Genomic DNA, 24,789 nt, shown 5'->3' with positions numbered 1-24,789 from the left:
GCGGGAAAGTAAGGGGGAAACTGCGCCTTTTCGTGCAGAAGGCGGCAATGTCCCGGCGGTACGCGGGAAAGCGGTGTTTTTACAGGTGTGGCCGGCGTTGATGGCGACGCGCAAGCGGGCGCCCGGTGGCGGCCCGGTCGACCATTGGCCTGCGACACCTCACGGCGCGCAGTGAACATCCATCGCGTCTTCATAATCCGAATCGAGCGGGACCGCTGCGTCCCGGTCATCGACATAAAGATGCCCCCACATATTCACCCAGCGAGCGTCGTCGGACAGGCTGTCGACCTGGTCCAGTAGTGAGGTCCCGGCAGGCGTGGTGTTGGGATAATTCGTGCGGAAACCGTAGCTGATCCCGCCGCTCCAGGCATAGTCGTCGACCGGCGGCTCGACATAGGTCGCGCCATAAGTGGTGACCTCAACCGGTTCCAGCCCGCTGCCGAGCTCGAAGATTTTCATGCCGGGCGTATTGCCGTGGTCGGTGCTGATACCCGGCACTGACACCAGAAGTTCCGAGACGCCGGGCGTTGCCTCGCAGGTGTGCAGGCGGCGTATGCCATTGAGATGGGTGTGGCCGGCGAGCACGGTGGTGATCACCGGCTGGTGGTTGCCGATATAGGTCAGCAAGACATCCTGCATCCGGCGCCCGGTGAGCGCGGAGTCGCGACCCTGGTAGGCGAGGCTGTCGTCCCACATTGAATGGCCGCTATGGCCGTCGATCCCGGGCGGAACGTGCATGGCCAGCAGGACGGGTTCATTCGCTGTGGTGGCGGCATCGAGCTGGTCCGCCAGCCAGTCGAGTTGTGCCGATCCTGTCGCGGCGGCGTTCACAAGATCGGAACAGCGGCTGTAGTCGGCGGTATAGATATTGGTGTTCAGGGCCAGAATTCGCAGCGGTGCCGCGCTGGCGCCGACCGTGATGCGGGCCGCGTAATAGCCGTCAGTGAGACGGCTGCGGTCGATGATGTCGGCCGAGCCGTTGATCACCGGCCACACGGTCGGATCGTCGACCGTGTTGAAGACGCTCTGGTCATGATCGGTGAAGGGGCAGTAGTCGAAATCACCGCGGCCGTGATTGCGCTCCACCGTGTCGTTATTGCCGGGCAGGTAGAATAGCGGCGTGGTGGTGCCGGAGACAATGTTTTCCAGACCATCCAGGACGTTCGCGAGAACCGGCCTGCGCTCGCTCTCGTCGGGAATGCTGTGTTCCGGCATATCGCCCAGATAGATCACGAAGTCGGGAGTTTGACTGGACAGCAGCGCCTGGGCCTGTGTCTGTGTCGCGGTCCAGAAGGCCGGCGAGGTTTGACAGGTGCGGCCGGTGCAGGGATGCCCGTCCCGCAGCCGGTGCACGTCGGACAGGGCAAGGAAGGTCGCAGACGCGGCCGCCGCGGGCGCCGGGATGACAGGGTCGGCGGCAGCTGCCGCCGTTTCGCCGCCCGTTTCGCCGCCCTGTGCCAGGCCGTCGCCGGCCGCCATGGCGGCGTCCGATGCGCTGCCCGTGTCGGTGTCGGCCGTCCCGCCGGTGTCCGAACAGGCGGACAGGGCGAGCGTGCTGGCGGCAAGCAAGGCCAGGCAAGCGCGCTGGCTGTGGCTGTCGATCATGAATTCCCCCGGGTGCCGAACGGCGATGCACATCCTTCACCCAGACATCGGGGAAGTCGGCAGGCCGGTGTTTATGCGAATACGATCAATGGAGCAGAACGACGCTACAACTTAAAGGGGTTTTCGGCAACAAGCTTCGCCGCAGGTAGTCGGGCGATTGATTGGGGCCGGCAATCGGGACTGGATGCTGAGACTGGCCCCTGCGTGAGGAATGGGGCGCAGGCAGACAGCAAGACACACAGGCCGCGACGGCTGGGGGTGGGTTGACACACGGTGTGCGCTCCCGATTGCCGGTGTGAAACAATTCAACTAATATGCATAGAAATTCAAGTTTAACTTTAATTCATGGACGGTCGCATGCCCTCAATCCCGCAGGATCGATCCATCCGGCGTCTCAGCCGATTTCTAGCCCTGGCGACTTTGGCCGGCATGGTCCTGGTGCCGTTGTTCGGACTCGGTGTCTGGTTTTTGCCCGGCCTCGCGAACGCGTTGGGTGAATTGCCGGGCAGCCGCTGGGTCGGCAATGGCCAAAACGACTGGTTCGTGTTCCAGATCCGCCTCGGAGCGGCCGGCATATCGATGATCGGAATTGGCCTCACACTGTACGGGCTGTTCGGCGTGCGCCGGCTCTTCCTGGAGGGCGCCGAGGGCCAGTATTTCTCCGAGGCCTCGGTCGGCGGGTTTCGCCAATTTGCCCTGGCCAGCCTTGTCGGTGCGATCTGGGCTCCGTTCGAAACCACCGTGTTCAGCGTCTATCTCTCGGTCGCCAACCCGCATACCCGGAATGCCGTGGAGATCAGCTTGGGGTCCGACACCATCGAGTCGATCGGCACCGCGCTGCTCTTGTTCCTGATGGCGCATATTCTCGCCGAGGGGCGTCGTCGCCATGAGGAGCTGGAGTTGATCCTGTGACCGCCGATCCCGACCTGCCCGGCGAGATCATCGTTCACCTGGACGTGTTGCTGGCGCGCCGCAAGGTCCGATCAAAAGAGCTTGCCGACCGGATCGGTGTGTCCGAGCAGGCGCTGTCGATGATCAAGACCGGCAAGATCAAGGGCATTCGTTTTTCCACCCTGATCGCGATCTGCGATGCGCTGGATTGCCAGCCCGGCGAGTTGTTCGAATTCAGGAAGGTGCCGGACTAGAGCTTGCCGCCCAGTGCCAGGACCTCGCGCCGCATGTTGGCTCGGGCCTTGTCGCCGAGTTCCGTTTCGAATTGATCCGTCAGGAAAGTGCGCTCATCTGCTGGTGCCAGCACGCGCTCAACTGCTCTTCCATCTCACGCATCGGCCAACTCCAGATCACGCCACAACATCGGCTGGATGTCGTTCCGTGTGCCGCCAACGCGTGGCCCGACAAGCCAGTGGGCGCGTTCGTGGAGGAGCGGGATGATGGCCATGTCCTCGTGGATCCGGTCCATCGCCGCGAGATAGAGCTGGGCGCGGGCGGACGGGTCATTCTGGCGCCGGGCAGCGGCCATCAATTCGGCGAAGGTCGGGTCGTCCCAGTTGAAATTGGCCGCGAACCCGCCGGGCGCAAACGGGTCGAGCATGAAGAAGGGATCGGACTTCAGGCCTCGATTGAAGCTGGCGATGGCGATATCGAAATCGCCGGCATCGACGGCCTGGTAGAGGTCGGTGGGATAGCTGACCAGAAGCTCGGTCTCGATCCCGAACCGGGCCCAGTCATCGGCAATCGCCACGGCGAGGCGTTCGCCTTCGCCGGTCGTGGTGCGGATTTCGAGCGGCCGGGACATGCCGCCGGCCTGCGGCGCCGGCTCGCTGTCAGTGATGACGGACCCGGGAATGACCAGTTCGGTCGGGGCGGCGGTATCGGCGTAAAACTCACGCGCCAGGAAGGGGCGGTCGATGGCTCGGGACAATAGTCGCCGGACGCGGACATCATCCAGCGGCGCCCGCGCGTGATTGATTTTCAGATAGCGCAGGATCGGCGCGTCGAAACTCTGGAACTGCGTGCCCAGGCGTTCGCGCCAGTAATCGATCTGGTTGGCCGGCGGCCGGTCGGCAAGATCGTAATCGCCGGCGCGGAAGAGGCGCATGCGGGTGGCGTCCTCGCGCACGCCGTCGATGCGGATGGCCGGGATGGAGACGGTGCCGGCGGCGTAATGGTTCGGGTTCCTTGTCAGGTCGAGACTGATCTGGCTCTCGGCCGTCACCGTGTAGGCCCCGGCCGTGACGATGTGTTCTGGACGGACCCAGTCCAGCCCGACGCGTTCGATGACATGGCGCGGGAAGGGGTAGAATTCGCGCATCAGCGTCGGCAGCAGGCCCAGCGGCGTCTCGAGCCGGAATTCCACCGTGCGATCATCCAGCGCGGTCACGCCCAGCCGGTCCGGTGCCATCTCGCCGGCATGGATCGCCCGCGCATTCGTGACGGCATAGAAATCGCCCAGCACGGCAAAGCTCTGGGTCGGGTCGACAATGCGCCGGGCCGACCAGGCCACATCTTCAGCCGTCAGCGGATGGCCATCCGACCACATCAGCCGCTCGCGTAGCCGAAAGGTCCAGACCAGGCCGCTCCCATCGACAGACCAGTCCTCGGCCAGTCCGGGGCCGACCGAGCCATCAGGCGCGTACTCCGTCAGACCGGCATGGATTTGCTTGTAGACCAGAGCCGCCGCTGCGAACTCACCGCGGGCCGGGTCAAGACTGTCCGGCAGGCCGGTCGTGGCGACACGCAGGAGATCAGGCGGCGGGCCGGAGCGCCCACAGGCGGCGAGACCGGATGCAGCCGTGGCGGCGAGAAGGGTGCGGCGATTGAGCATCTCGCCATGATGGCGCGATTTGTGCCGGGGTTCACTTGTTTTCAGAACTCACACCCACCGTCATCCCCCGGCTTGTCCGGGGGACCTCAGCCAACGGGTCTGTATTGTCCGCGCTGAACGCGCCACAGGCTGAAACGGGGTAGCTCAGGTCCCCCGGACAAGCCGGGGGATGGCGATGGGAAAAGTGCGACGTGTCCGAGGGCTCTAAGCCTCAACCCGCCCCTTCAATTGACCCACAAAGCGGTCGAACACGCCGAAACTGTCCTGCGGGCCGGGGCTGGCTTCGGGGTGGTGCTGGACGGCCCAGACCGGCTTGTCGGTCAGTTTAAAGCCGGAGTTGGAGCCGTCGAACAGCGAGACATGGGTCTCTTCGGCATTGGCGGGCAGGCTGGCGCCGTCGACGGCGAAGCCGTGATTCATCGATACGATCTCGACCTGGCCGGTTTCGTGATTCTTCACCGGGTGATTGGCGCCGTGATGGCCCTGGGGCATTTTCGCGGTCTTGGCACCGATGGCCAGGGCCAGCATCTGGTGGCCAAGGCAGATGCCCAAGGTCGGGATGTTGGCGTCGAGGACGGCCTGGATGGTCGCCAGCGCGTATTTGCCGGTCTCGGCCGGGTCACCCGGTCCGTTGGAGACGACCACGCCATCCGGATTGAGCGCCTTGATATCTTCGATCGAGGCCTTGCCCGGCAGCACGGCGACGCGGGCGCCGGCGCCTGTCAGCAGGCGCAGGATATTGGCCTTCACACCATAATCGAGCACCACGATGCGAGGTCCGTCTTCCGGCCCGACCGCATAGCCTTCGCCCAGTGTCCAATTGCCCTCGGTCCAGTCACCGCCCTCGGTGCGGGCGACATCGGCGGCCAGCTCGCGGCCTTCCATCGTCGGCGCAGCCTTGGCGGCGGCCTTGAGGGCGTCGATATCGATATTGCCGGCCGGATCATGCGCGATGGCGCACATCTGCATGCCATGTTCGCGAATGCGGCGGGTCAGGGCGCGGGTGTCGACCCCGGTCAGCGCGACGATGCCGCGGGTGCGCAACCATTCCTCAAACGTCGTTTCGGCGCGCCAGCTGGCCGGCGGCGTGATTTTCGCGCGGGCGATCATGCCGACGGCGGCCTTGCGGGCCTGCGGCGACGCGGCTTCCTCGTCTTCGGCATTGGCGCCGACATTGCCGACATGCGGGAAGGTGAAGCAGACCACCTGGCCGGCATAGGACGGGTCGGCCAGGATTTCCTGGTGGCCGGTCATCGCCGTGTTGAAGCAGACCTCGCCCAGGGCGGTACCGGTTGCGCCGGTGCCATGGCCCAGGAACACAGTGCCATCGGCAAGCGCCAGCGCGCCGGTCGGAATTTGGGTCGGCGTGGACGTCATGGCTTTGTCTCCAAGGGTCTTGCGGGGCGCGCTCGCGCCGTCCGGAATCGGTCGGTGGCGAGGGGCGGGTAAACGGGCGCTCTGCTAGCGGTTGATGCAGGCCGGGTCAATAGCGTTGCAGTGACCGGGGCGAACCAAGTCCATCGTCTGCAAGCCCGGCTTGCCGTGGCCGGTCGCGCCTCGCGATACTGGTGGCCGCAAGCCGAGGGGCGTCGAGCCATGAGCGAAACCGTGGAAGCCTTCATCGAGGCGGGCAATGTCGCCCTAAAGGCGGGTGATCATGACGGTGCGGCCCTGGCTTGGTGCCGGGCGCTCGATCTCGACCCGCATCTGGCGCGTGCCCACAATAATCTCGGGGCCGTGACGCTGATGGCCGGTCAGCCGCATCTGGCGCTGCCCTGTTTCATGAACGCGACCGCGCTGCGCCGTGACCAGCCGGGCTTCTGGATCGGCCTGGCGCGTACGCTGGTGGAACTGGATGAGCCGGCCCGTGCCGCCGCCTGTCTCGATGCAGCACGGCAAGCCCTTCCCGACGACCAAGCCTTGCAGGCTGCAGCGCGCCAGTTCCCGGCGGATGACGCTGTCCGGGCCCGTTATTCCGGTCTTGCCGATCGCGGTGGAGCGACGACTGCCGCGACCCGGCTTGCCGAAATTGAGGGCCTGCCCTTGGGCACTGATGCCGCGGCGGCTCTGGCCGCGGCACGCGATCTGGTCTGGGCCCTGCCGGACCGGCCCGGCCTCTGGGTGGTCTTGTCGCGACTGGCCATGGCATGCGGTGATCTGCAACAAGCCGAATTTCATGCCCGCCGCGCCATCATGCTGGCACCGGCCGACGTCGCCGGCTGGCACGCGCTGACGACGATCCTGCAGCAATCCCCGGTCCGGCGCCGGGATGCCGAGCGTGTCCTGTTGCGGTCGCTCGACCTGTGTGGTCCGCAATTGCGCCTGGCCGAGATGCTGTGTGGCCAGCTGATGAGCGACGACCGCGCCGATGATGCGCTGGCGGTATTGGACGGCTTGCCGGCTGAACGTGGCGGTGACCCGGCCCGCTGGCACTTGCTGGCCGCGCGCCTGTTGGACGCAGCAGGGCGACCGGAGGCCGGCGCTGCCCTGTTCCGCGACGCGCTCGCCGACGGCGAGGCCCCGCATGCGACGCTGATTGCGGCAGCCATCTTTCATGAGCATGACCTGGAACCCGGGGCCTGGCTTGAATTGCGGCAACAGGCGGCCGCCCTGGGGGCCGATCTCGATCATCCTGACCTCCACCATGCCCGGGCACGGGCGCTGTTGCGAACCGGTCAGCTCGACGCTGCGGAAGAGGCTGTCAGCCTGGCGCTCGATGGCGATCTCAGTGATGAGGCGCGTCGCGGCGCCAGCTATATCGCCGGCCAGATCGCGGATCGCCGGGGTCGGCATGATCAGGCCTGGGCGCATTTTGAAACCGCCAATCGTTTGCTGGAGGTCAATTGGGAGGCCAGCGGCGTGTGCGACCACACCATGCCGTTGGCGCGGCTGGCCAGTCTCGACGCCCGCCTTCTGGCAGAGATCAAGTCCGGCAATCCGCTCACCCGGACGCCAGCGCGGCCCAAGGGTGCGGAGGCGGGGGCGGACCTGGCATTTCTGGTCGGGTTCCCACGCTCGGGCACGACCTTGCTCGACAGCGTTCTGCGCGCTCACAGCGTCGTCGATGTGCTTGAGGAAAAGCCGGTCCTGATCGATGCCCTGCGCGCCGTCATCCCCGGGGTCTCTGGCGATGAAACCAATTTCACCGAGGCCTGGCTCGACGCGGTCGAGGCGACCGATCCGGCTGTCCTGCAGGCTGCCTATCGCGAGCAACTGGCCTCCCATGTCGATGATGCGGCGCCGGGGCAGGTGATCATCGACAAGCTGCCGCTCAACATGAACTGGGCCGCGGTGATCCACCGCATCTTCCCGGCGGCAGCATTCATTCTGGCGCGCCGCCACCCGCTGGACGTGGCGGTCAGCAATTTCGCCCAGGACTACGCGCCCAATAATGCGATGCTGGTGATGACGCGGCTTGAGCGCATCGCTGCCTTCCATGCCGCCAGCTTCGACCATTTCGAACGCTTTGTGGGCTGGCGCCGGCCGCGCCTGGCGCATGTCGACTATGAAGCGCTGATCGATGATCCGCAGGCGGCGATCGAACCGGTCATGTCGATGCTGGGCCTGTCATGGGAACCTCAGCAGGCCCGTTTCTTCGAGACCGCGAAGGCGCGCGGCCGGATTTCCACACCCAGTGCCCACCAGGTCACTCAGCCGCTCTACACCCGCTCGCGCGAGCGCTGGCGTCACTATAAAAAAAGGCTGTCCGGTCCGGCCTGTGCGCCGCTGCGGGCGCGTGCCCGTGCCTGGGGGATGGAGGTGGATTGACGCCCGGACGGGGTTGAAATTCGGGGGCCGTTGGCGAATTTGCAAACCGGTTATTCGATCACGATTTTCATTCGGGCTTGATTCTTTGCCGCCAACGGAATAATTCCCGGCCCCTCGTTTCGGAGGCATGTGCCTCAAACGCGCGACGCCAGAGCAAAAGGCCCAGCATTGTTCGAAACAATCGGCACGTCATTGCGTGCACAACAAAAGTTCTTCACACCGGAGATCTCGTCAGGGAGCGCCGCGTCCGGCGCCCGGATAGGTTTGGTTGAGACCATGTCACTTCGTGAACGCATCACCACGGATATGAAAGCGGCGATGAAAGCCCAGGACAAGGCGCGTCTGTCGACGCTTCGCCTGATCTCGGCTGCCATCAAGGACCGTGATATCGCCGCCCGCGCCGAAGATCGCTGCGCCGGCTGCGAAGACACCGAAATCATGACCCTGCTCACCAAGCTGGTGAAGCAGCGCGAGGAAAGCGCCGAGACCTATGAAAAGGCCGGACGTCTCGATCTCGCCGAAGCCGAGCGCTCGGAAGCCGAGATCGTGCGCGAATTCCTGCCCACACCGATGGATGACGGCGAAATCGATGATGCCGCCAAATCGGTGGTCAGCGAGCTCGACGCCAGCGGGTTGAAGGATATGGGCCGCTGCATGGGCGAGCTGAAATCGCGCTATGCCGGTCGCATGGACTTTGCCAAGGCGGGCGCCAAGGTGAAAGACTTGCTCGCCTCGGCCTGACCCTGACCCCATTCGCAGATTGAACGCGTGACGTGGGCGGCTTTCGCGCGCATCATGCACGGCTGATCTGTGTGGGGCGGGTCGTGATTCAGGGGTAACCGACGGCAATGCGTCTCAATGAGGACTTCATCGACGAAATCAAGGCGCGTGTGCGCCCGTCGGACCTCATCGGCCGTTCCGTCCCCCTGAAACGCCAGGGCCGTGAATTTGTCGGCCTGTCGCCCTTCAAGAAAGAACGCTCGCCCTCGTTTTTCGTCAATGATGACAAGCGCTTCTACCATTGTTTTGCCTCCGGCAAGCATGGCGATATCTTCACCTGGCTCGAAGAGATGGAAGGCCTGTCCTTCATGGAGGCGGCCGAGCGTCTGGCTGGCGAGGCGGGCCTGCGCCTGCCTGAGCCGGATCCGGAGAGCCAGCAAAAGACCCAGCACCGCAAATCCCTCGTCGAGTGGATGGAAAGCGCCCAGGCCTTTTTCCTGCGCGCCCTGCGCTCCCCTCAGGCCGAGGAGGCGCGCCGCTATCTCAAATCGCGCGGCCTGACGGGCGAGGACTGCGCCCGCTATGGCATTGGCTATGCCCCTGAGAGCCGGACGGCGCTCAAGGACGAGCTGGTCACCGCCGGCGCGCCGGTTGCAGACCTCATCGAGTGCGGGCTTCTGATCGAGCCGGACAATGGTTCGCCCTATGACCGGTTTCGCGACCGCATCACCTTCCCGATCCATGATCCGCGCAATCGGCTGGTCGGATTTGGCGGGCGGGCGCTGTCGAAAGAGGCACGGGCGAAATATCTCAACTCGCCGGAAACGCCGATCTTCCACAAGGGCTCGGTTCTTTACCGTTATCCGGAAGCCCGCAAAGCGGCCTCCGATCCCAAGCAGGATATTCGCGGCCTGATCGTCGCCGAGGGCTATCTCGACGTGATCGCCTTGTCGCGGGCCGGGCTGGAGCACGGGGTCGCGCCGCTGGGGACGGCCATCACCGAGGAGCAGATCCAGCTTTTGTGGCGGGCCGGCGGCGAGCCGGTGATGTGCCTGGATGGCGATAGCGCCGGACGGGCAGCGGCCTTCAAGGCGGCGGATCGGGCCCTGCCATTGCTGCAGCCGGGCAAGACGCTGCGCTTTGCCTTCATGCCCGACGGCAAGGATCCCGACGACATTTTGCGCGAGGAGGGCGCCAACGCCCTGCGCGCCGTGTTCCGCGAAACCCGCTCGCTGGCCGATCTGATCTGGGAGCGCGAGGTTCTGGTCGAGCCGCTCGATGATCCCGATCGCCGGGCCGGTTTCCGTCGCCGCATCCGGGCGCTGGTCAGCCAGATCGCCGACAGCGATATCCGCGAGGAGTACAAGCGCGAATTTGATCAGCGCACAGACGCCTTGTTCGGCACGCGCCCGAAAGATGGCCGCAGTGACCGGCGCGGACCCTGGCGTCCCGGCAAGGGCGTGCCGCTGGGGGCGACAGCCGAACTGCGCAACAAGCAGTCCCGACAGGCCGATCCGACCGCCCGGCTGGGCCATCTCCTGCTGGTCGCGGCGATCGAATACCCGGAAATCGCCGCCTCGCAGATCGAGACTCTCGCGCTTTTGCGGTTGGGATCGCTTGACAGGCTGCGCGACGCCGTTCTAGACGCCTGCTCTTCTGGGCAGTTTGTGCAGACCGACACGCTAAGGGCTGATTTGGCCGACGCCGGATACGCGGCAGAGATAAAGCGGTTGGACGGTGAGCGCAGACCCATGCGGGCGGAACTGGGCGGTATGGAGGCGTCTCCAGAGGTGAGGGCAGAGGCTTGGAAGCGGCTGGCTCACGCCTATATGGAACGAAGCGAAGCACAGACACGTCGTGATGAGGCGCGTGCCCGTCTGGACGAAGAACTCAAGCAGGCGGATTCGGAACGCTTTCGGCAGGTGGTAGACGCCTACCGGTACGAAAGCTCTCGTTCCGAATCCTCCTGATGCGTATAATTCCAATTGCGCGCCCCAGGGCGGCGCGACAAGGGACGATTAAATGAGCAAATCCGCCGAAGCCAATGATGCATCGGAAAATTCGGACGGTCCGCTGCTGGACCTGACGGATCAGTCAGTGAAGAACATGGTGAAGACCGCCAAGAAGCGCGGTTATGTCACCCATGACGAGCTGAACGCGGTCCTGCCGAGCGAGGAATTCTCGTCCGAGCAGATCGAAGACGTGCTCGCACAACTGTCCGAGATGGGCATCAATGTCGTCGACAATGACAGCGATGTGGATGATGACAACGGTGATGCGCCGAAAGCGGCCAAGGCCACGTCTGCATCCTCGGATGATGATGACGATGATGACGAGGAAGAGGAGAGCGACAGCCGGGCTGTGGCCGGCGCCTCCAAGACCGCTGTCACGGGTCTCAACACACCGACCTCGGCCGACCGTACCGACGATCCGGTCCGCATGTATCTGCGCGAGATGGGTTCGGTTGAACTCCTGTCCCGCGAAGGCGAGATCGCGATTGCCAAGCGCATCGAGGCTGGTCGCAATGCGATGATCCGCGGCCTGTGCGAAAGCCCGCTGACCTTTGAAGCCATCATGGTCTGGCGCGACGAGCTGACCGAAGGCCAGGTCCTGCTGCGTGACATCATCGATCTCGACGCCACCTATGGCGGCCAGCAGGCGGAAGCCGCCGAAGACGGCGATGAGGACGGTGAAGGCACGGGTGATGGCGAGACGCCGACCCCGGCCGATGACGGTGCTCCCAAGCCCAAGTCCGATGATGATGATGACGACAAGGACGACGAGGAAAAGTCCGAGAAGTCTGATGATGACGAGGACGGCGAAAGCAGTTCCGACGACGATGATGATGACGACGATGATGACGGCGCATCACTCTCCCTGTCGGCCATGGAAGCGGAGCTGCGCGATGGCGTGATGGAGACGCTCGACTCCATCGCCACCGATTTTGCCGCTTTCCGCAAACTGCAGGACAAGCTGGTCGCCGCCCGTATCGAGGGCAAGGACCTGACCAAGCAATCGCGTGAGAAATACGAAGGCCTGCAAAACGCCATCGTCACCAATCTCAACACGATGCACCTGAACAATGCGCGGATCGAGGCGCTGGTCGAACAGCTGTATGCGATCAACAAGGAACGCATGGCGCTGGAAGGCAAGCTCTTGCGCATGGCCGACGCCCATGGCGTGCCGCGTGCCCAGTTCATGGACAGCTATTTCGGCAATGAGCTGAACCCGGATTGGCCGAACTCCATGGCGTCCACCTCCAAGGCCTGGGCCCGTTTCATCGACCGTGAAGGCACGGATGCCGGCAAGATCCGTGATGATCTCGCCGATTTGACCCAGCGCGCCGGCGTGCCGATCGAAGACCTGCGCCGCATCGTCCGCACAGTCCAGAAGGGCGAGCGCGAAGCGCGTGTGGCCAAGAAGGAAATGGTCGAGGCCAATCTGCGTCTCGTCATCTCCATCGCCAAGAAATACACCAATCGCGGCCTGCAATTCCTGGATCTGATCCAGGAGGGCAATATCGGCCTGATGAAGGCTGTCGATAAATTCGAGTATCGCCGCGGTTACAAGTTCTCGACCTATGCCACCTGGTGGATCCGCCAGGCGATCACCCGCTCGATCGCCGACCAGGCCCGCACCATCCGTATCCCGGTGCACATGATCGAGACGATCAACAAGATCGTCCGCACCAGCCGCCAGATGCTGCACGAGATCGGCCGCGAGCCGACTCCGGAAGAGCTGGCTGAAAAGCTCGCCATGCCGCTGGAAAAAGTGCGCAAGGTGATGAAGATCGCCAAGGAGCCGATCTCCCTTGAAACGCCCATCGGCGACGAGGAAGACAGCCATCTGGGCGATTTCATCGAGGACAAGAATGCTGTCCTGCCGATCGATGCCGCCATCCAGGCCAATCTGCGCGAAACCACCACCCGCGTGCTCGCCAGCCTCACCCCGCGCGAGGAACGTGTCCTGCGCATGCGCTTCGGCATTGGCATGAATACCGACCACACGCTGGAAGAAGTCGGCCAGCAATTCTCGGTCACCCGCGAACGTATCCGCCAGATCGAGGCGAAAGCCCTGCGCAAGCTCAAGCACCCGAGCCGCTCGCGGAAGCTGCGGAGCTTTTTGGATAATTGATCCACGCCAAGGCGTGGATCATCCCGGACGGCGCCAAGCGGCGATCCGGGATCGGTACCACGGCGTGATAGTGAGAACGGCCGGCCCCCAAGGGGCCGGCCTTTTTCGTTGTTCGGCTGGAAAACGAATCTACAATTCCCTAAGGTTGAGGCGCGCTTGGGAACAACGATGGCAAGTCCTAAAACAGAGACAATCGAGACCGTCAGTGACCTAGCGCGACTGCTAGTCGATCTACCGGACTCGTTTGCCCAGATTTTGCTTATTCGCCATGCGTTGCGCCAGTTTCCCTACGTGTTGACGTTAGCGAACCAAGCTCAACGAGAAGAGAATTTGTCCGTGCTCGTTGACGTGTTTCGAGCATTGGCGACGCTTTGGGGAAGCGCATTCTATAATCTTGCGGCTCGGTCAGAAAAGGCTGGAGCGATAGACCGTGCGGTTGGATCGGTTCGAGAAAAACGAGACTTGATTGGGCCCAAAGTGGATGCGCGTGCACAGCGCGCGATCAATGCGGTCATTGATGCGGGGCAATTTAACAGGGACTCTGGAATTCTTCCAAAGGTGGCGTTGCCAGCTATTGATGAGAAAAGTTTGGAGTGGATCGCAGATGATCTGTCCGCGCTAAGCGCGTATGAACTGACGGCGTTCGCAGCGTGCCCATTGTGGCTTACCGATGTACGCGGTGAGCGAAATTACATTGTGAATTTCGCTCAGTCCCAGCGTCGGGATTTTGATGCATTTGCTAAGGAAGGGCTGGGGAAGTCAGAGCGATGGGCTCTGATTGTGAGCTGGTACAGGGCGCTTTTGCCAAATTCTCGCACTGGTCCTGCGCAATGCCTATTCTCGAGGGAAGCTATCACGGCGTTACTATCCGCAGACGACGGTATATGGCGGGCTGATCCTGAACTGATTATGTCAGCAATGACAAAGTTGCATGAGGAAGGCGTCGAGGCATTTCAAAAAATAGCCAATGAGTTGTCCAAGTCGGATGCTGGTGTAAATGTCGGCAGAAATGGCGATTACGACGACCTCCGCCATGCACTCGCCGCAGGCGCTTCCAATGCCGAGCTGTTCGATGCAGCCACCATCCTGCGCCGTGACCGTCCCGCTGAACTCGTCCCGGACATCGTACAATCGCTTGACCGCATAGCCCGCCACGAAAAACTCGGGGGCTACCGTATGGGTACGGTGGTAACGCTGACCTCCGCACTGCACCGTATTCTGATCGCGATTGTTCGTGACAGCGTCTCCCCGGCGCCATCTCGGACCCGGGCCGAACAAGCCCTCGCCATGCTGGACAGGTTGGAGGCTCATCCGCGCATCAGGGGTGACCGACCGGAGGAAAAGGATGGCGGTGTCCGCGGTCCCTTGCGCCATGCCCGCAAATGGCTGGAGCAGGGCCTTGAGGCCGGTGTCTTTCCGGAGGGCGGGGACGATAGGGAGTTGGCAACGCCGCCTGACGAGCCTGAAATCATTGAGTCCGTTTCACCCCATTCCGATGAACCCACCGCCGAGGACGAGCTGGGGCGGCGACCTTTCGCCCGTGCCTTGGTCGAGCGCATGGAAGCGGTCCACAAACAGGGCGGCGCGGACGGGTTCGCCGTCAATCTCCACGCGCCCTGGGGGGCGGGCAAGACCTCGGTCCTGCGCATGATGGAAGCGATCATGACCGAGCCGGCGCGCGAGCTGAACGGGCGCTGGGCGATCGTTCATTTCAACGCCTGGCAGCACGAAAGGCGCAATCCGCCCTGGTGGCCGTTCCTGGAAACGATCAAGGACGGGATCATGTCCGGCGCCCGTGCCAATCATCGCGAGGAGGCGGCGATCTGGATCTGGTTGCGCTGGACCTTGTGGAAGGTGCATGCGGACTGGTTGCCCTATGTCGTCGGGGTCATCATCGCGACGGGACTCATCTATCTGCTCTGGTTCACGGATTTCTCCGACGCCATCATCCAGGCCGCCAAGGAAGGTGCGGCCTCGGGTGAGCCGTTGGATGCCGGCCATCCCATGGTCGATGTCGTGAACACTTGGGAACCCATTTTCAGCAATGTACTCAAACTTGTAACCGCAGTCGTCACAGTGGTTGCCGGCTTCATTGCGGCGGGGCGGCTCTGGGTTTTCGGCTCGCCGGACAATGCCAAATTCTACGCCGATCTGTCGCGTGACCCATTGCGCCGCATTCGTGGCCTGTTCGACACCATCGTGAAGCAATCGAACCGCCCGGTCTGCGTCTTCATCGATGATCTTGATCGGTGCAATGCCGACTATGTCGTCGGTCTGCTGGAGGGCATCCAGACCTGTTTCCGGCATCGCAAGGTGAGCTACGTCGTGGCCGCCGACCGGACCTGGGTCCGGGCCAGCTTTGAAAAACACTATGCCAGTTTCGTGGAGCCGGTCAGCGATCCTGGTCAGCCGCTGGGCTATCTCTTTCTTGAGAAGATATTCCAGGTATCAACCACCGTGCCCGGCATGGGCCTGCGTCGCCGACGCCGCTATTGGTCACGTCTGCTCGGTGAAAGCGCGCCGGTCACCGACCGTGACGCTGCGACACGGCCGCCCGAATTGGCCGAAACAGACGAAGCTCCGACCGGAGAGGAACGCGCGTCTGTCCGCAATTACGACGCCGATGTCGCGATTGAACGGGCGCGGTTGAAGGCGCGCTTTGCCGGCGGAATGACCCGGGATGCAGCCGATTCTGTCCTCGATGAAGAGGACAGCGATACCCGTCGTGCCGCCGTGGCACTCGAACTTTCGACCTCGGCGGCAGCCGACCGGGAAATCCGTCACGTGCTGGCGCGCTTCGCCGATTTTCTCCCGGACAATCCGCGCGTAATGAAGCGGATGATCAATGCCTACTCCATGCGCCAGGCCATCGGAATTCTCGAGGATGACGAGCTGGGTGTCGACACGCTCGCACGCTGGACCATTCTCGAACAACGCTACCCGGCGGTTGCTGACCTGTTGACGGATCGTGCGGGTCTGGTCGATGTCCTGATCGCGGCCGGGCCGGATGATGACGAAGCTGCCGGGCTGCCGGCGATGTTGCAGGACCCGACGTTGCGCGCCCGGGTGCTGGCAATCATCGGCAAGGATGAGGATGATGTATTGACGGCAGACCATGTCCGCAGCCTCACGCGTGGCGCATCGGGCTGATCTGCGCCTCATACTCTCGCCACATTTTCGCGTTCGGCTGGCCGTGGCTCTGAGGGGAGGTATCATGTTGAAGTCTTGGGTCGGTTTCGCAGTGTCGGCCATCATCCTTGCAGCAACGCCGATCGTTGCACAAACCGGTGCACCGCATCTGGACGCCGTCGATGAAGCCGTCATCCCGTTGATGGATGAAGGCCTTTTTCCAGGTGTCGCCATCGCCGTCATGCGCAATGGCGAGCCGATTCATGTTGGCACGCATGGGGTTGCGAGTATCGAACACGGTGTGGACGTGTCGCCGCAGACCGTCTTTGAATTGGCATCCCTGACCAAGGCCATGACCGCTCTCGCCGTGATGAGCTTGGTGGAGGAGGGGAGGTTGTCGCTGGATGATCCGCTCGGCCAGTTCATCCCCGAGACTCCCGAGCGTTGGGACGGGATCACGGTCGGCCAGCTGCTCAGCAACATGGCGGGCCTGGCCCATCGTTTCGAGGCTCGGCCCAATGGCCATTTCCAGCTGAATTACAGTGTTGACGAAATGCTGGCTTCGGCCATGGCGACCGAGATGGTCGCAAACCCGGGCGAGGACTGGAACTATTCGGACCAGGGATATTTCCTCGCCGGGATGGTGATTGAGGCCGTAACCGGTGAGTCCTATTCGGCGCATATGCAGACGCATTATTTCGCGCCGCTCGGCATGGTGCAAACCGGGCGCCTGGACCAGTCGGCCATCATCCCGCACCTCGCCCAGGGCTATGCCGTTGTCGAGGGCCGGCTGCGCCGAAACCGGCGCGTCTGGCAGTTCGGGCAGATGGCGCATTTCGGCACCCTGTCGTCACTCACCGACATGATGCGCTGGGAGGCCGAACTTTCGGCGCCGACGATTGTCGATGCCGCGGCCTTGGCGGCCACGCATGAAATCCAGCGTCCGTTCGACACCGGCGAAAATTGCGATAGCTGGGGTTATGCGCGCGGCTGGATGGCCTATCAGATCAATGGTCGGCTCCTTGTCTCGCACGGCGGTTATGCGGGCACTGCTTATCTTCGCGAACCGGCTTCCGGTCTCGCGGTGATTGTCCTGACCAATCGCGAGGATGCCGGCGGGATGATCTCACCGCTCGACATGGCCTGGGCGGCGATGCATGCCATTGATGCCAGCATTCCGTCTACCGGCCCGCAATGCTGGCAGTAGACGGCATCAGCCATTCAGCATGATGGCGGTTGAATCCGGAGCAGGGGATGTGATGACAATTCAGTATCTGCGTGTCCGGACCAGCGGTCCCGGCCTTCATGACATCACATCAGAGATCAAACATTTCGTGTCCGAACAATGTGGTCCCGACGCACTCCTAACCATCTTTGTCCGTCACACATCCTGCTCGCTTGTCATCCAGGAAAACGCCGATCCCGACGTGCAGCGTGACTTGCACGCATTCTTCCGGCGACTGGTGCCGTCGGGCGATGATCCGTCGATGGCCTGGCTCACCCATACGACCGAAGGCCCTGATGACATGCCGGCGCATATCAAGGCGGCGCTGACGCAGACTTCGATCGGCATTCCGGTTGCCGACGGCGAACTCGTGCTGGGGACATGGCAGGGGGTCTACCTGTTTGAACATCGCGACCGGCCCCATCGCCGCGAAGTCGTGTTGCACCTGACCGGCTGACCGCAAACTCAGCTGGGTGTCGCGGTGGCCGGGCGGGCGGAACGCCGGATCTGATTGCCCCGTAGCAGCCGTCGCATGGTCCGCTCCAACGCTTCCGGGCTGAGTGGTTTCTCGGTGTGCGCATCAAAGCCAAGCATGGCGTAGCGATTGACCTGATCCGCCATCACATTGGCGGTCAGCGCCATGACGGGCGTGGGCAGGCGGCCGTCGGCACGCTCGAAATTCCGCATTTCGCTCAGCGCATCCTCGCCATTCATGACCGGCATCTGGATATCCATCAGCACAATGTCGAACTGCTCGCGGCGGAAAGCCGCGACGGCGTCCTCGCCATTCTCGACCATTTCGAGATCGACCTTCATCTTGTCGAGATAGGCCTTGAGTACCAGGCGATTGGTCAGGTTGTCCTCGGCCGCGAGCACGCGGACGGGGCGGTCCTCGATGGTCAACGCACCGCCGAGGGTGATCAGGTCGGGCCGTTGGCTGAGGCTGGTGTCGGGTTCCACTGCCGGCATCGGCACCCGGACGCAGAAGCGCGTGCCCTGACCCGCTGTGCTGGCGACTGAGATCGTGCCGCCCATCTGCTCGGTCAGCCCCTTGCAGATGGCGAGACCGAGGCCGGTGCCGCCAAAACGGCGGGTGGTCGAGCTGTCGGCCTGGACAAATTTGTCGAACACCAACCGGCATTGCTCGTCACTCATCCCGATACCGGTATCGGTGACAACCAGCTCCACAAGGTCACCCGTGTCTGTCTCGTCGTTGGTGTCGGCGATCACCGGGCCGAGCGTCACCCGGACGGACCCTTCGTTGGTGAATTTGATGGCGTTGGCGACCAGATTATTGGCGATCTGGGCAAAGCGAAGCGGGTCGCCAAAGCGGGCTGCGGGCTCACCCGCCGGCAGGTCGATCTCGAATTTGATCCCTTTTTTCTCGGCGGCATCGGCGTAGAGCGCCGCGACCCGTGCGGCGATGCTGTCGAGCTGGAAGGCGACGTCCTCCAGCTCGATCTGGCCGGCCTCGATTTTCGACAGGTCGAGAATATCGTCGAGCAAGTGCATCAGCGTGTCGCCGGAGCGCACGATGATATCGAGCTTTGCGTGGACGTCCTCGGGCAGCGCCTTGTCGGCCAGCACCCGGGCCATGCCGAGTATGCCATTCATGGGTGTGCGGATTTCATGGCTCATATTGGCGAGGAAGTCGGATTTTGCGCGGTTGGCGGCATCGGCCTTGTCGCGGGCGGCGACAAGATCGGTGATATCGGTGATCGAGCCGGCCATGCGCACCGCCTTTCCGTCGCGCCGATGGGCGAGGCCGCGCGCCCTGAACCACCGGTATTCGCCATTTGCGCAGACGAACCGGATCTGAAGGTCGTAGTCGTGACCCTTCTCCAGGTGAGCCCGAAGCGCGGCCGTGTTCCGGTCGCGGTCGTCCGGGTGCACATCGGCGGAGTAGTCATCCTGGGACATGGTCACCGCCTGCTCGTCATAACCGAGCAGCGCCCGCAGCCGCGGCGAGTGGTACAGCGCCCGTTCGGCCAGGTCCCAATCCCAGAAACCGTCCGATGAACCGCGGACGGCGAGCGCCATGCGCTCGCGATTGCGTTCCAGCTCGTCAAAGGCGGCTTCGCGTTCCAATGCCAGCTCGCTCTGGCGGATCTGCCCGGTCAGGACGAGGTGTGAGCCGGCGCCGATTCCAGCCGCGACCAGAACCCCGAGCACGAGAAGGAAAATCGGGATGGAGCTGAATTCTTCAGCATAGAGGGCGGCGGCGGGGTAGACCTCGACCGTCCAGACCGAACCTGGTAGTTCGACCGAATGGGTCGATACGATCCGGTTGCTGATCGGCGTCCCCAAAGATGCGATCGTGTCGCCGGCCTCATTCACCCGGATCGCGATATAGTCGGTATAGCTCTCGGGAAGGCCTGCGGACACCATGTTGGCGACGTCGAAGACGCCGACGATCAAGCCGTCAAACTGCCCGTCCACAAAAAGCGGAAAATAGGCGAGGAAACCGGTTCCACCCTGCACGAAATGGATGGCAGCGCTATTGTTGGGGCGGCGTGTATCGACTGCCTGCATGACTGCGCGCGCGCGGTATTCCTCGAACAATATGTCGAGGCCCAGAGCGGCTTCATTGCCGGTCAGGGGTTCGATCCATTCCAGCCTGAATTCCGGATTGGCCCACTGGACCGCGCGAAGTTCCGCCGTGTCGTTGACATAGGCGCGGGCATCGGCGCGCCAGTCTGCTTCCACGGTGCCGCCAGCCCTTACCCACCGGTCCGCCAGTCGTTGCAGGCCGGCGATATCCATGTCGACCCGTTCGGCGAGATTGTATTGCAGGTTGGTCGATATCTCCTCGAGATGCACCCGCACGGCATAGTGTTCCTGCGACCGCACGTGCAGCGACAGGACGGTGAATACCACCAGGCAAAACAGGGCGGCGCTGAGCGGTATCAGAAGGCGGTAGCGTGGCATGCGGGTGACCTCGGTTGGAGGCAGAAGACACCCGTCACGGTTAACTCGCACTTTATGGCGATGCGATCTGCGCCGCCGTGGGCGGCGCAGGCCTCGCGTCAGCTCTGCTTCTGGTCGCGTCGCCGCCGCATCATGCCGCCGATCCAGCGCGCTGAGAGCCAACCGACCGGCAGGATGACGACCAGCCACGGCAAGGCGCCGGCGATGAAGGTCAGGACATCGGCCAGGCCAGAGGCGAAATTGCCGGTCAGATTGCGCAAGGCCCGACCCAACGGGTCGAAGGCGCTGCGCGAGACCGGGTCGACGCGCGAGCTGTAATTGACCGTCAGCGATGACATCGACACCCGACCCCGCATGGCGCGGACCCGGGCTTGCGAACCTTCGATATCACCCTGGAGGCGGGCCAGTTCGCGTTCGACCTGGACCAGCTCCTCGACCGTGGCGCCGGGGCGTTCGAGCAAGGTTGTCAGACGGGTCCGCAGGGTCTGCTTGGCCTCCAGCCGGGCCTCAAGATCGACGATCGCTGCCGTCAGGTCCTCGGCGTCTTGGGCCTGGTGCCGGATCCGGCCAGCAGCCGTTTCGAGCTGGCCGCCAAGACCCGCGCGGAATGTGTCGATCCAGGCTGGAACGGCGCGCAGCGCCAGCGAACCGGCCACGCCGTGATCGCCCTGCTGGTAGATATTGGCATTGACGACCTGGCAGACTTCCGGACCGGCCGACAGGCAGGCCTCCCGATGGGTGTCGATCAGGCCGGACGTCGCCGCTGCCGGCGTTTCCAGCTGGTAGCTGTAGCTGTAGGCGATGAGACGCGTATCGGGTGCGGTATCGGGATTGCCGGAACGCTCGCTGTCAGTCATGCCGGCCCGGGTCGGGGATGGCGGTGGTGGCGGCGGAGCTGCGGGCGCGTAACTTGACGCCTCCATGACCGCGTCGCCGGCGTCAAACATGCTGAGGCTTTCGCCGTATTCAGCATCGTCTTGCGGGGCGGAGTTCTCGCATGCGGCAACAAGGGTCAGCGAGGCGAGGCAAGCCAGTACAATCGGTTTCATTGGTCATCCCTTTGGCCGCAGTCCGGTAACGGGCTGACGGCGAACCATCCCTGCTGTGACGCATGCTAGCGTAAAAAACGTCTGGACTAAGGCGCTGGCGCGGTCAGTCTTCGTCGCCTGTCAGAAGGGTTTCATAGCTTTCGACCAGGGCGAGATAGGGCGGCACCGGCGTGTTCTGGATGCCTGAGCCGGTATCGACCGCCATCTTGATCTCGAAATGCAGGTGGATCGTGGTGGCGGTGTCACCAAACTCATTGGACACATAGCCGATCCGCTCGCCGCGGCTGACCGTGTCGCCGGGCTCGACGAGAAGCGTGTCCTTGTCGAGATGGAGATAGGTGTAGCGCACGCCTTCATCGGTCATCAGACGCACCGAATAGGTGCCGATCGAGGTGATGGTTCCGTCTTCCGCCGCGACCGCCCAATGGACGTCATCCTGGCAGCTGGCCGGACGGATGTCCTGGCCCTGATGGCCGACCCCGGCCGGGCACATCGGCGTGCCATAGCCGCGAGTTTCGCAGAAATTGTCACGCCAGGCGTAGGCGTAATTGGCGGCATTGCACTGGCCGCCGGCCGGTCCGAGATAGCCGCCATACCCGTAGACCTGACTGTTGGCATAGGCCTGGCCGGCTTCCATCGGGAAGCGCATGTCCGGCGCGTAATTGAGCTGTGTGGTCTGCCCCGTCCCGGAGTCCTCGACCAGGTCGCCGGGCGGCATGTAGGTGAAGGTCTCGCCGGAGTCATCGACCGGGTCCGGATCGGGCACGGGTTCCGGCTCAGGCTCAGGCTCAGGTTCTGGCTCTGGCTCAGGTTCTGGCTCTTCGGCCGGAACCGGTTCTTCCTCGGCGGGTTCAATGACCGGCGCGGCCTCTTCGGCCGGTGCTCCGTCTTCCATCGGCCACCAGAACATCGCAGCGATCCCGGCGGCCGCGACCGCTGCCGCGAGGGTCAGTTCGGCTTCGCGCGACATTACTGACCTCCTGATGCCGGATTGCCGGCAGCGATGATCAGCGAGTTGGCGAGGTTTCGAACATAAGCGTCAGTCCGGCAGCGCGGATCGCTGTCCGGGCTGTCGCATTCCACCGTGATGGAATAGGCGGCGCCGTAGCGATTGAAGCTGAGCTCCCGGCCATATTCGGTTTGGCTGATGCGATAGCCATCGCTGTCACCGGCATTGAGGCGGCGCGTGCTCAGCGGGTCGGGTGCCCGGGCATGGGCGAGGCGGGTACCGAAAACCTCGATCACAAGGCCCGGTGCCGTGATCGAGAGATTGTAGAAATTCTCGCGCGGGAAGAGGAGAACCCGGGCATTGCCGTCGAGGCCGAGCGCGGCGGTGCCCGGGATCAGGACCGGCAGGCCGGTATTGGCGACACCGGCCGCTTCCGGATTGGTCGGGCGGGCAAAGGGCAGATTGCCCTGGGCGACCGCGGCGACCGTGTCAGTGCGCTGAAACTGGCGGGCCTGCAACTGGATGTCTTCGGCGGCCTGACCCCAGCTGATCGGCATGGCGACCGGCGCATCCGGGCGCGGTTCCCGGGTCGGCGGCTGCGTGGTCAGTCGTGTCAGCTGGGAGGTGTCGAGCTGGGAGGTGTCGAGCCGGGACGGGTCGATTTGCGTCGGCGCGGGCTGCCGTGCCGGTGTCGCAGGCTGTTGCTGCGCTGGCGAGGCCGGACTGGCCAGCAAGATGATGGCGAGTGGTGCCCAAAGCGTGGATCTGTATGTCATCAATCTCTCCCAGCGCAGAGTATAGCGTGTTTTTACATCCTCTGCATGAACCTTCGATGAGGCGGGCCGGCTGGACGGGGTCGACGGTCCGGGCGGGGAGGGCGGATCGCCGGGCTGGCGATACCGGCACGCCAACATCCTTGTGATCCGCGCATACGGCGGGCGAGCGTTGAACTTTTCCGCCATTGCCTCTATGTGCAGCGCAATATCTAGTGTTCAGGAGATGCGCGATGCGCCTCACCATGATGAAATGCAAATTGCACCGGGCCGTCGTGACCCAGGCCGACCTTCACTATGAAGGCTCGATCTCGATCGACCGGGATTTCCTCGAAGCGGCCGGCATCCTGCCCTATGAGCAGGTCGATGTGCTCAACATCAATAATGGCGAGCGTTTCACCACCTATGCCATCGAGGCACCGCGCGGCAGCCGCACATTCGGTATCAACGGCGCCGCAGCCCGTCTGGCCCAGGTCGGCGACCGCATCATCGTCGTCGCATACGCCGAGATGGAGGCCGTCGAGGCCGAGCAGCATGACCCGGCTGTGGTCCTGTTCGACGAACACAACCAGGTCATTGCCAAACCCAAGGCCGCCTGACCCCTTTACTGGGAAATGCAGAAATCAGCCGAGACGGTGGCGGTGAGCGTGAGTTCGCCGGCCGCGACCGGTGTCGACGCGCCATCCGACATCGCCATCATCCGCGATTCATAGACCGGCTGCGGGCGGTAATTGCTCTCACCCATGCGGCGGATCCCGCACAGCTCGAACCCGGCTGCATCGGCAAACAGTTCGGCCTTGGACAAAAGCGCAGCAATCGCCTCGCGACGCGCCGAATTGAGGGCATCGCCGGTCTCTTCCGCACCAAAGGTCACACCATTGATATTATTGGCGCCGGCCGAGACCATGGCATCGATCACCTGGCCGACGCGGGCGGTATCACGCACCTTCGCCGAGACCTGGTTGCGGGCTTCATAGCCGATAATGGTCAGCTCGACCTGGTTGGGCTGGCGGCGGTCGGCATAGACTGGTGACACCGAGAGCTGGGCCGTCTGCATGTCGTCACTGTCGACCCCGGCGCGGCGCAGGGCCGCGAAGACCTGGCTCATCGCATCGGCATTGGCGCGCACGGCGGCCTGGGCCGTGTCGGCGCGGGTGACAACACCGGACGAGACAGTCGCAAATTCCGGCGCGATCTGCACCGTCGCGCTTTCCGACAGCGACAGGGTCGGCTCGCTCTCCTGCGCCTGGGCGAAGGCCGGCAGGCACAGCGTTGCGGCGAGGGCGGTCGAGGTGATCAGCGTGCGTATCATGGATGAACTCCGGGAAGCTGGGTGCCGTCGGCTCCGGCATTGGAGGCGGCGACCTGTTGGTGTTGCGGTGACCCTATCATTTCGGTGCCTGACTGCACGCTGAACGCGCGCGCTCGAATTCCGCCATCATGATGTCATGCCTGTAACCTTGCCTGCAAACCTGTCTTGGCGGCGGCGCGAAGAGCCAGTAACCATGGCGCATCGCTTTAACAGCGGGGCCTGTAGCTCAATTGGTTAGAGCCGGCGGCTCATAACCGCTTGGTTGGGGGTTCGAGTCCCTCCGGGCCCACCATATCCCCGATCTCACGGCAATCCGCTTTGCGGACGCCTCCGATGGGGCGGCCTGGCCGGCCGGCGCGCGGTCGCGCTTGCGAACTCTGCGGGTTCGATGTTGGTTTGTGGACGCTGCGCG

General features: G+C 63.5%; 18 protein-coding genes and 1 tRNA gene. 11 read left to right on the top strand and 8 right to left on the bottom strand.

Annotated features, from left to right (window positions below; all coding sequences use genetic code 11):
- Positions 1 to 159: 159 nt before the first annotated feature.
- Positions 160 to 1,605: a metallophosphoesterase gene (locus tag C7435_RS07770; RefSeq protein WP_147422655.1), complete on the bottom strand. Its 1,446-nt coding sequence runs from the start codon at positions 1,603 to 1,605 to the stop codon at positions 160 to 162.
- A gap of 357 nt (positions 1,606 to 1,962) precedes the next feature.
- On the opposite strand from C7435_RS07770, the gene C7435_RS07765 reads away from it, so the two are divergent.
- Together C7435_RS07765 and C7435_RS07760 are read left to right on the top strand one after the other, a co-directional pair.
- Positions 1,963 to 2,517 (top strand): DUF2975 domain-containing protein, encoded by a 555-nt coding sequence (locus C7435_RS07765; protein WP_158025543.1) that lies wholly within the window; start codon positions 1,963 to 1,965, stop codon positions 2,515 to 2,517.
- Positions 2,514 to 2,750, top strand: coding sequence for a helix-turn-helix domain-containing protein (locus C7435_RS07760; protein ID WP_233128245.1), 237 nt, complete (start codon positions 2,514 to 2,516; stop codon positions 2,748 to 2,750). Before C7435_RS07765 ends, C7435_RS07760 begins: the two co-directional genes overlap by 4 nt.
- 134 nt (positions 2,751 to 2,884) lie before the next feature.
- On the opposite strand, the gene C7435_RS07755 is transcribed toward C7435_RS07760, so the two are convergent.
- The gene (locus C7435_RS07755) at positions 2,885 to 4,390 is read right to left on the bottom strand and encodes a peptide ABC transporter substrate-binding protein (RefSeq protein ID WP_121210668.1); all 1,506 of its coding nucleotides are present in this window, start codon (positions 4,388 to 4,390) and stop codon (positions 2,885 to 2,887) included.
- Positions 4,391 to 4,594: 204 nt separating this feature from the next.
- A complete protein-coding gene (gene carA, locus C7435_RS07750) occupies positions 4,595 to 5,767 on the bottom strand; it encodes a glutamine-hydrolyzing carbamoyl-phosphate synthase small subunit (RefSeq protein WP_121210667.1) in 1,173 nt (390 codons plus the stop codon).
- 219 nt (positions 5,768 to 5,986) lie between these two features.
- On the opposite strand from carA, the gene C7435_RS07745 reads away from it, so the two are divergent.
- The 7 genes from C7435_RS07745 (at position 5,987) to C7435_RS07715 (ending at position 17,823) form a co-directional block, all read left to right on the top strand.
- Complete coding sequence (locus C7435_RS07745; protein ID WP_121210666.1) at positions 5,987 to 8,158, top strand: tetratricopeptide repeat-containing sulfotransferase family protein; 2,172 nt, start codon at positions 5,987 to 5,989, stop codon at positions 8,156 to 8,158.
- Positions 8,159 to 8,434: 276 nt separating this feature from the next.
- A complete protein-coding gene (locus C7435_RS07740) occupies positions 8,435 to 8,899 on the top strand; it encodes a GatB/YqeY domain-containing protein (protein ID WP_075188989.1) in 465 nt (154 codons plus the stop codon).
- A gap of 107 nt (positions 8,900 to 9,006) precedes the next feature.
- Complete coding sequence (dnaG, locus tag C7435_RS07735) at positions 9,007 to 10,848, top strand: DNA primase (protein WP_075188988.1); 1,842 nt, start codon at positions 9,007 to 9,009, stop codon at positions 10,846 to 10,848.
- 52 nt (positions 10,849 to 10,900) lie between these two features.
- Entirely contained in the window at positions 10,901 to 13,012 is a 2,112-nt protein-coding gene (rpoD, locus tag C7435_RS07730; RefSeq protein WP_121210665.1) for an RNA polymerase sigma factor RpoD, read from the top strand.
- A 918-nt stretch (positions 13,013 to 13,930) separates the two neighbouring features.
- On the top strand, positions 13,931 to 16,162 hold the full coding sequence (locus tag C7435_RS07725) for a KAP family P-loop NTPase fold protein (protein ID WP_170150385.1): 2,232 nt from the start codon (positions 13,931 to 13,933) through the stop codon (positions 16,160 to 16,162).
- A 64-nt stretch (positions 16,163 to 16,226) separates the two neighbouring features.
- Positions 16,227 to 17,348 carry a serine hydrolase domain-containing protein gene (locus C7435_RS07720; RefSeq protein WP_170150384.1) on the top strand — a complete coding sequence of 374 codons (1,122 nt, stop codon included), beginning with the start codon at positions 16,227 to 16,229 and terminating at the stop codon, positions 17,346 to 17,348.
- Positions 17,349 to 17,400: 52 nt separating this feature from the next.
- On the top strand, positions 17,401 to 17,823 hold the full coding sequence (locus C7435_RS07715) for a secondary thiamine-phosphate synthase enzyme YjbQ (RefSeq protein ID WP_121210906.1): 423 nt from the start codon (positions 17,401 to 17,403) through the stop codon (positions 17,821 to 17,823).
- 8 nt (positions 17,824 to 17,831) lie between these two features.
- On the opposite strand, the gene C7435_RS07710 is transcribed toward C7435_RS07715, so the two are convergent.
- The 4 genes from C7435_RS07710 to C7435_RS07695 all read right to left on the bottom strand — a co-directional run bounded on the left by C7435_RS07710 (position 17,832) and on the right by C7435_RS07695 (position 23,068).
- Positions 17,832 to 20,294 carry an ATP-binding protein gene (locus C7435_RS07710; RefSeq protein ID WP_121210662.1) on the bottom strand — a complete coding sequence of 821 codons (2,463 nt, stop codon included), beginning with the start codon at positions 20,292 to 20,294 and terminating at the stop codon, positions 17,832 to 17,834.
- Between the two features lie 98 nt (positions 20,295 to 20,392).
- Complete coding sequence (locus tag C7435_RS07705) at positions 20,393 to 21,343, bottom strand: DUF4349 domain-containing protein (protein WP_121210661.1); 951 nt, start codon at positions 21,341 to 21,343, stop codon at positions 20,393 to 20,395.
- A gap of 103 nt (positions 21,344 to 21,446) precedes the next feature.
- Positions 21,447 to 22,313, bottom strand: a complete 867-nt coding sequence (locus tag C7435_RS07700; protein ID WP_121210660.1) for a M23 family metallopeptidase — start codon at positions 22,311 to 22,313, stop codon at positions 21,447 to 21,449.
- Positions 22,313 to 23,068 (bottom strand): hypothetical protein, encoded by a 756-nt coding sequence (locus C7435_RS07695; RefSeq protein ID WP_075190317.1) that lies wholly within the window; start codon positions 23,066 to 23,068, stop codon positions 22,313 to 22,315. The genes C7435_RS07700 and C7435_RS07695 overlap by 1 nt, the downstream gene beginning before the upstream one ends.
- 230 nt (positions 23,069 to 23,298) lie before the next feature.
- Here C7435_RS07695 and panD point away from each other — a divergent pair, with 230 nt between their 5' ends.
- Positions 23,299 to 23,664 carry an aspartate 1-decarboxylase gene (gene panD / locus C7435_RS07690; protein WP_075190318.1) on the top strand — a complete coding sequence of 122 codons (366 nt, stop codon included), beginning with the start codon at positions 23,299 to 23,301 and terminating at the stop codon, positions 23,662 to 23,664.
- A 5-nt stretch (positions 23,665 to 23,669) separates the two neighbouring features.
- On the opposite strand, the gene C7435_RS07685 is transcribed toward panD, so the two are convergent.
- Entirely contained in the window at positions 23,670 to 24,377 is a 708-nt protein-coding gene (locus C7435_RS07685; protein ID WP_121210659.1) for an SIMPL domain-containing protein, read from the bottom strand.
- A 215-nt stretch (positions 24,378 to 24,592) separates the two neighbouring features.
- On the opposite strand from C7435_RS07685, the gene C7435_RS07680 reads away from it, so the two are divergent.
- Positions 24,593 to 24,669: transfer RNA gene (locus C7435_RS07680), tRNA-Ile, on the top strand.
- Positions 24,670 to 24,789 lie beyond the last annotated feature (120 nt).

Origin of the sequence: Maricaulis maris, assembly GCF_003634045.1 — a bacterium.
In the GTDB taxonomy this organism is placed as follows: domain Bacteria; phylum Pseudomonadota; class Alphaproteobacteria; order Caulobacterales; family Maricaulaceae; genus Maricaulis; species Maricaulis maris.
This window is presented reverse-complemented; position numbering and strand designations above follow the sequence as displayed.